Below are 5,886 nucleotides of genomic sequence, written 5' to 3'. Positions count from 1 at the left end.
CGCCCCCGCCCGCCGTGCCCCAGACCGGCTGAGCGCGCCTCGCGGCGGCCGGGGCCGGTCGTGCCGCGCGGCTACTCCAGCACCCGCTCCAGGTAGGCGTTGCCGAACCGGCGCCCTGGGTCCACGCGGTCCCGCACCGCCAGGGCCCGGCCCAGCATCGGGTAGACACCCTCCAGGTAGGAGCGGTCGCGCGTGTGCATCTTGCCCCAGTGGGGGCGCCCGCCCACGGAGGTGAACAGCGCCTCCAGGTCGGCGAAGTAGGCGTCGTAGGGGGTGCCCTGGTACATGTGCACCGCCACGTAGGCGGTGTCGCGCCCGTAGGCGGTGGACAGCCACACGTCGTCGGCCGGGGCGAAGCGCACCTCCACCGGGAAGCTCACCCGGTGGCCGCCCCGGTCCACGATCGACCCGGCCTCGCGCAGCACGTCGGCCAGGTGCTCGGCGGGGATCGCGTACTCCATCTCCACGAACCGCACGTCGCGCACCGAGGCGAACACCCGGTACGAGGCGTCGGTGTAGCTGCGCGCCGTCAGCGCGCGCGAGCTGACCCGGTTCACCGCGGGCACCGCGCGGGGGAAGCGGCGGCACACCCGGTTGACGCCCTCGAAGAGCGTGTTGGACAGGAACTCGTCGTCCAGCCAGGCGCGGAAAGGCGAGAGCGGCCGGGCCGGGCCCGCGCTGATGTTGTTGCGCTTGGTGTTGGTGTTGCCGGTGTGGGGAAACCAGTAGAACTCGAAGTGGTCGTTGTCGGCGCGCAGCCCCGGCAGGCGCTCCAGCACCTCCTCCAACCGCATGGGCTCCTCGCGCGCGTGCAGCAGGAAGGCCGGGCGCACCGCCATGGTCAGCGCGGTGACCACGCCGAAGGCGCCCAGGCCCACCCGCGCCGCCTGGAACAGCTCCGGCTCCCGCTCGGCCGAGCACTCCACCACCGAACCGTCGGCGAGCACCATCTCCATGCCGACCACCTGCGCGGCCAGCCCGCCCGCGTCCCGGCCGGTGCCGTGGGTGCCGGTCTGCACCGCGCCCGCCATGGTCTGCACGGCGATGTCGCCCATGTTGGCCAGGGCCGCCCCGTGCCCGGCCAGCACGTCGTTGAAGTCGCACAGGGGCAGGCCCGCCTCGACGGTGGCCGTGCCCGCCGCGGGATCGACCGAGCGCACCCGGGTCAAGGAGGTGGGGGAGAGGAGGAGGCCGTCGGTGACGGCCACGTCGGTGAAGGAGTGACCCGTGCCGACCATGCGGACGCGCAGGTCCTCGGCGGCGGCCGAGGAGACCGCCGCGGCGACCTCCGCGGTGCTCCCCGGAGCCGCCGTGCGCCTGGGCCGGGCCCGATGGGTGCCCGCCCATGTGTGCCACATCACATCTGTCATGCGGTGACATTACCGACCGGTCACCCGCGCGGCCAGAGCCGGGTTCCCCCGGACACGGCCCCCGGGCGGGGAGGAGGCCAAGACCACAGGACACGCATCCGGGGGGTCGCGCGAGCCGGTCCGGCGAAGCTGGTTTCATAAGAGCTGTGAGCTACTACGACGCGTTTTTGCTGATCTCCTTCGGCGGCCCGGAGGGGGAGGACGAGGTCATCCCGTTCCTGGAGAACGTCACCCGGGGCCGCAACATCCCCCGTGAGCGGCTGGCCGAGGTCGGCGAGCACTACTTCCTCTTCGGCGGTGTCAGCCCGATCAACCAGCAGTGCCGCGACCTGCTCGCCGCGGTCACCGCCGACTTCGCCGCCAACGGGATCGACCTGCCCGTCTACTGGGGCAACCGGTTCTGGGCCCCGATGCTCACCGACACCCTCGCCCGGATGAAGGAGGACGGCGTGCGCCGCATCCTGGCGCTGCCCACCTCCGCCTACTGCAACTGGTCCAGCCGCACCGCCTACGAGGAGGACATCGCCCGCGCCCGCGCCGCGCTGGGCGAGGACGCCCCCGAGGTGGACCTCATCCGGCCCTTCTACGACCACCCGGGGTTCGTCGAACCGCTGGTCGAGCACACCCGCGCCGCCCTGGACGCCCTGCCCGCGGAGCAGCGCGAGGGCGCGCACCTGCTCTTCTCCGCGCACTCCATCCCCACGACGATGGCCGAGGCCAGCGGCGGTTCCGGACAGGCCTTCGGCCCCGAGGGGGCCTACGGCGCCCAGCTGGCCGAGGTGGCGCGTCTGGTGGCCGGGCGGCTCGACCGCGACTACCCGTACGAGGTCGTCTACCAGAGCCGCAGCGGCCCGCCCAGCCAGCCTTGGCTGGAGCCCGACGTCAACGACCGCATCGAGGAACTGGCCGCCGAGGGCGTGCCCGCCGTGGTCGTGGTCCCGCACGGCTTCGTCTCCGACCACATGGAGGTCAAGTTCGACCTCGACGTGGAGGCCCGCGACACCGCCAAGAAGCTCGGCGTCGGCTACGAGCGCGCGCTCAGCCCCGGCACGCACCCCGCGTTCGTGTCCATGGTGACCGACCTGGTCCGCGAGTACGCCGAACGGGCCGAACCCCGGCGCCTGAGCTCGCTCGCGCGCTGCACCGGCTGCTCGTGCCCGGCCTGAGGCGCTGAACCGCGCGGCCGACGGGTCCCCGCCGTCGGCCGGCGGTCCCGGCGCGGCCCGGCGCGGGGTCGTCCACGGATCGGCGAAAGGGCTTGGTGCGACGGCCCCGGGCGGGTCATCCTGGAGTGGAGGGCCTCCCGCGGCCCCTCACGGGATGCGCGCCCCGACCCGACCCGCCGTCCCGGACGTGTGGGAAGGTGGGTAAACGCTGCTGACACCGCCTGCGGGGGGCGGGGGACCACAGTCGCCCCACGGCCCGCTCGACGGTGTCCGCCCCGACCCCACGCCGACGTTCAGGGAGTATGTGTCTTGGTCCGTTCCTGGTATGAACTGCCGGAGTACGTCCGACTTCGCCGTGTCAACGGACTGCGCCTCTCGCCGGACGGAACCCGTCTGGTCGCGCCCGTCAGCGGCCCCGCCCCCGACGCCAAGTCCTTCCGCAGCGCCCTGTGGGAGATCGACACCGCCCCCGAGTCCGAGGGCGGGCGCGCCCCCAGACGCCTCACCCGCTCGGCCAAGGGCGAGAGCGGCGTCGGCTTCCTCCCCGACGGCTCTGTCCTGTTCACCACCGGCCGCCCCGACCCCGAGGCCGAGGCCGACGCCAAGGCCCGCACCGCCCTGTGGCTCCTGCCCGCAGACGGCGGCGAGGCCCGCCAGGTCGCCTCCCGCCCCGGCGGCATCGGCTCCTTCACGGTCGCCCGCGACTCCGGACTGGTCGCCCTCACCGCCGACACCCTCCCCCGCAGCGAGGACGAGGAGGCCGACAGGGAGGCGCGCAAGGCCCGCGAGGAGGCCGGGGTCACCGCCATCCTGCACGAGGCGCTGCCCGTGCGCTCCTGGGACAGCGACATCGGCCCCGGACACCCCCGCTACCTGGTCGCCGAACCGCCCGCGGACGAGGACTCCAGGCTCGGCGACCCGCGCGACCTGACCCCCGACGCGGGAATGGCGCTCCTGGGCGCGAGCGGCGATCTCACCCCCGACGGCACCACCCTGGTCACCGAGTGGCAGGTCCCCGTCGGCCGGGGCGCCCGGCGCACCGACGTCGTCGCCATCGACACCGCCACGGGCCGGCGCCGCACCCTGGCCACCGACCCCGACCACGACTTCGACAGCCCGCTCGTCTCCCCCGACGGCCGCCACGTCCTGCTCGTGCGCAGCTCCCAGGGCGACTACGACGGCGAACCCCGGGACGAGACCGCCTGGCTGGTCGACCTGGCCACCGGACAGGGCCGCGACCTGCTCGCCGACCACGAGCTGTGGCCCCGCGAACTCGCCTGGGCCGCCGACTCCGGCGCGGTGTTCCTCGTCGCCGACCACGGCGGCCGCCGGCCCGTCTTCCGGATCGACCTGGCCAGCGGCGCGCTCACCCGCGTCACCGGCGACCACGGCGCCTACAGCAACCTCAACCCGTCCCCCGACGGCCGCCACGTCTACGCCCTGCGCGACGCCTGGGACGCCCCGCCCGCGCCCGTGCGCCTGGCCGCCGACGCCGCCGACGGCCAGCCCGTGCACCTGCGCACCCCCGGCTCCGAGCTCACCATGCCCGGCACCCTCACCGAGATCGAGGCCACCGCCGACGACGGCACCCCGATCCGCTCCTGGCTGGTGCTGCCCGAGGAGGCCTCGGCCGACTCGCCCGCCCCGCTCATGCTCTGGGTCCACGGCGGCCCCTACATGAGCTTCAACGGCTGGTCCTGGCGCTGGAACCCGTGGCTGCTCGCCGCGCGCGGCTACGCCGTCCTGCTGCCCGACCCCGCCCTGTCCACCGGCTACGGCCAGGACATGCTCCGCCGCGCCTGGGGCCAGTGGGGGCCGCGCACCTTCGCCGACGTCATGGCCGTCACCGACGCCGCCGAGGCGCGCGAGGACATCGACGCCGAGCGCACCGCCATGATGGGCGGCTCCTTCGGCGGCTACATGGCCAACTGGATCGCCGGGCACACCGACCGGTTCAGGGCCATCGTCTCCCACGCCTCCCTGTGGGGCCTGGACGGCTTCAACGGCACCACCGACTACCCGCCGGTGTGGGAGCGCGAGTTCGGCACCCCGCTGGAGCGCCCCGAGCGCTACACCCTCAACTCCCCGCACCTGCACGCGGACCGCATCCGCACCCCGATGCTCGTCATCCACGGCGACAAGGACTACCGGGTGCCCATCTCCGAGGGCCTGCGCCTGTGGCGCGACCTGATGCTGCACGAGGTGGACGCCAAGTTCCTGTACTTCCCGGACGAGAACCACTGGATCCTCACCCCGGGGAACGCCCGGATCTGGTACGAGACGGTCTTCGCCTTCCTCGACCACCACGTGCACGGCAAGGAGTGGAGCAGGCCCGAACTGCTCTGAGCCGCCCACCCCGGCCGGGGCCGCGACCGCGGTCCCGGCCGGACCCGCGTCCGGGACGCACCCCGGCGCGCGACACCACGCCACGGAGGACAGCCAGTGAGTACCACCCACGCCGCACCCGACCGCGAGAGCCTGCGCGACCTCGCCGTGAGCGTGGCCGCGGAGGCGGGTGAGCTCGCCGCCAAGGGGCAGGCGGGCATCACCGTGCTCGACACCAAGTCCAGCCCCACCGACGTCGTCACCGAGATGGACCGGGCCACCGAGGAGCTCGTCCGCGCCCGCCTGCTCGCCGCGCGCCCCGACGACGCCTTCCTGGGGGAGGAGGGCGGCGGCGAGGGCGGCACCAGCGGTGTGCGCTGGGTCGTGGACCCCATCGACGGCACCGTCAACTACCTGTACGGCCGGTCCGACTGGGCCGTGTCCGTCGCCGCGGAGGTCGACGGCGTGGTGGTGGCCGCCGCCGTGAACGTCCCCCGGCTCGGTGAGTCCTACGAGGCGGTCCTCGGCGGCGGCGCGCGCCTGAACGGCCGCGTCCTGGAGGCCCCGCCCGCCGTGCCGCTGGAGCAGGCCCTGGTGGCCACCGGCTTCGGGTACTTCCCCGAGCGCCGCGTCCAGCAGGCCAGGGTCCTGCTGGAGGTGATCCCGCGCATCCGCGACATCCGCCGCGGCGGGTCGGCCGCGGTGGACCTGACCGGACTCGCCGCGGGCCGCTGCAACGCCTACTACGAGCGCGGCCTCCACCCCTGGGACTGGTGCGCCCCCGGCCTGGTGGCGAGCGAGGCGGGCCTGCGGCTGGGAGGAGCGCGCTCGGGGCCGCCCAGCAACGACCTGGTCATCGCGGCCCGCCCTGAGCTCTACGGAGCCCTGGAGGCCCTCCTGGCCCCTCTGGGCGCCGACACCGACGGCTGACGGGAGCCCGGCCCCGCGACACCCGGCGGGGCCCCGGGTTCCCCGGAACACACGAGGGGCGCGGCGGGCCGTGTGCCCACCGCGCCCCTCAGCGC

Annotated in this window: 4 protein-coding genes; 3 read left to right on the top strand and 1 reads right to left on the bottom strand. The window is 74.5% G+C overall.

The genetic code is table 11. The features are described from left to right. Window positions 1-71 precede the first annotated feature (71 nt). Window positions 72-1,370, bottom strand: a complete 1,299-nt coding sequence (locus DQW06_RS15770) for a D-arabinono-1,4-lactone oxidase (protein WP_117198814.1) — start codon at window positions 1,368-1,370, stop codon at window positions 72-74. A 146-nt stretch (window positions 1,371-1,516) separates the two neighbouring features. On the opposite strand from DQW06_RS15770, the gene DQW06_RS15765 reads away from it, so the two are divergent. The 3 genes from DQW06_RS15765 to DQW06_RS15755 all read left to right on the top strand — a co-directional run bounded on the left by DQW06_RS15765 (window position 1,517) and on the right by DQW06_RS15755 (window position 5,791). Next, on the top strand, window positions 1,517-2,536 hold the full coding sequence (locus DQW06_RS15765; protein WP_071622387.1) for a ferrochelatase: 1,020 nt from the start codon (window positions 1,517-1,519) through the stop codon (window positions 2,534-2,536). 309 nt (window positions 2,537-2,845) lie between these two features. Further along, window positions 2,846-4,882, top strand: a complete 2,037-nt coding sequence (locus tag DQW06_RS15760) for a S9 family peptidase (RefSeq protein ID WP_071622386.1) — start codon at window positions 2,846-2,848, stop codon at window positions 4,880-4,882. Between the two features lie 96 nt (window positions 4,883-4,978). Beyond that, window positions 4,979-5,791 (top strand): inositol monophosphatase family protein, encoded by an 813-nt coding sequence (locus DQW06_RS15755; RefSeq protein ID WP_013153905.1) that lies wholly within the window; start codon window positions 4,979-4,981, stop codon window positions 5,789-5,791. The last annotated feature ends 95 nt before the right edge of the window (window positions 5,792-5,886 follow it).

The organism is Nocardiopsis sp. TNDT3, from assembly GCF_003427465.1.
GTDB classification, from domain to species: Bacteria; Actinomycetota; Actinomycetes; order Streptosporangiales; family Streptosporangiaceae; genus Nocardiopsis; species Nocardiopsis dassonvillei.
Note: the sequence above shows the minus strand (reverse complement) of the source record. Positions and strands in the feature narration are given on the sequence as shown.

Bases quoted from the DNA above. Each gene is read 5' to 3' on its own strand.
- DQW06_RS15770 (WP_117198814.1), bottom strand. From the start codon at position 1,370: ATGACAGATGTGATGTGGCACACATGGGCGGGCACCCATCGGGCCCGG.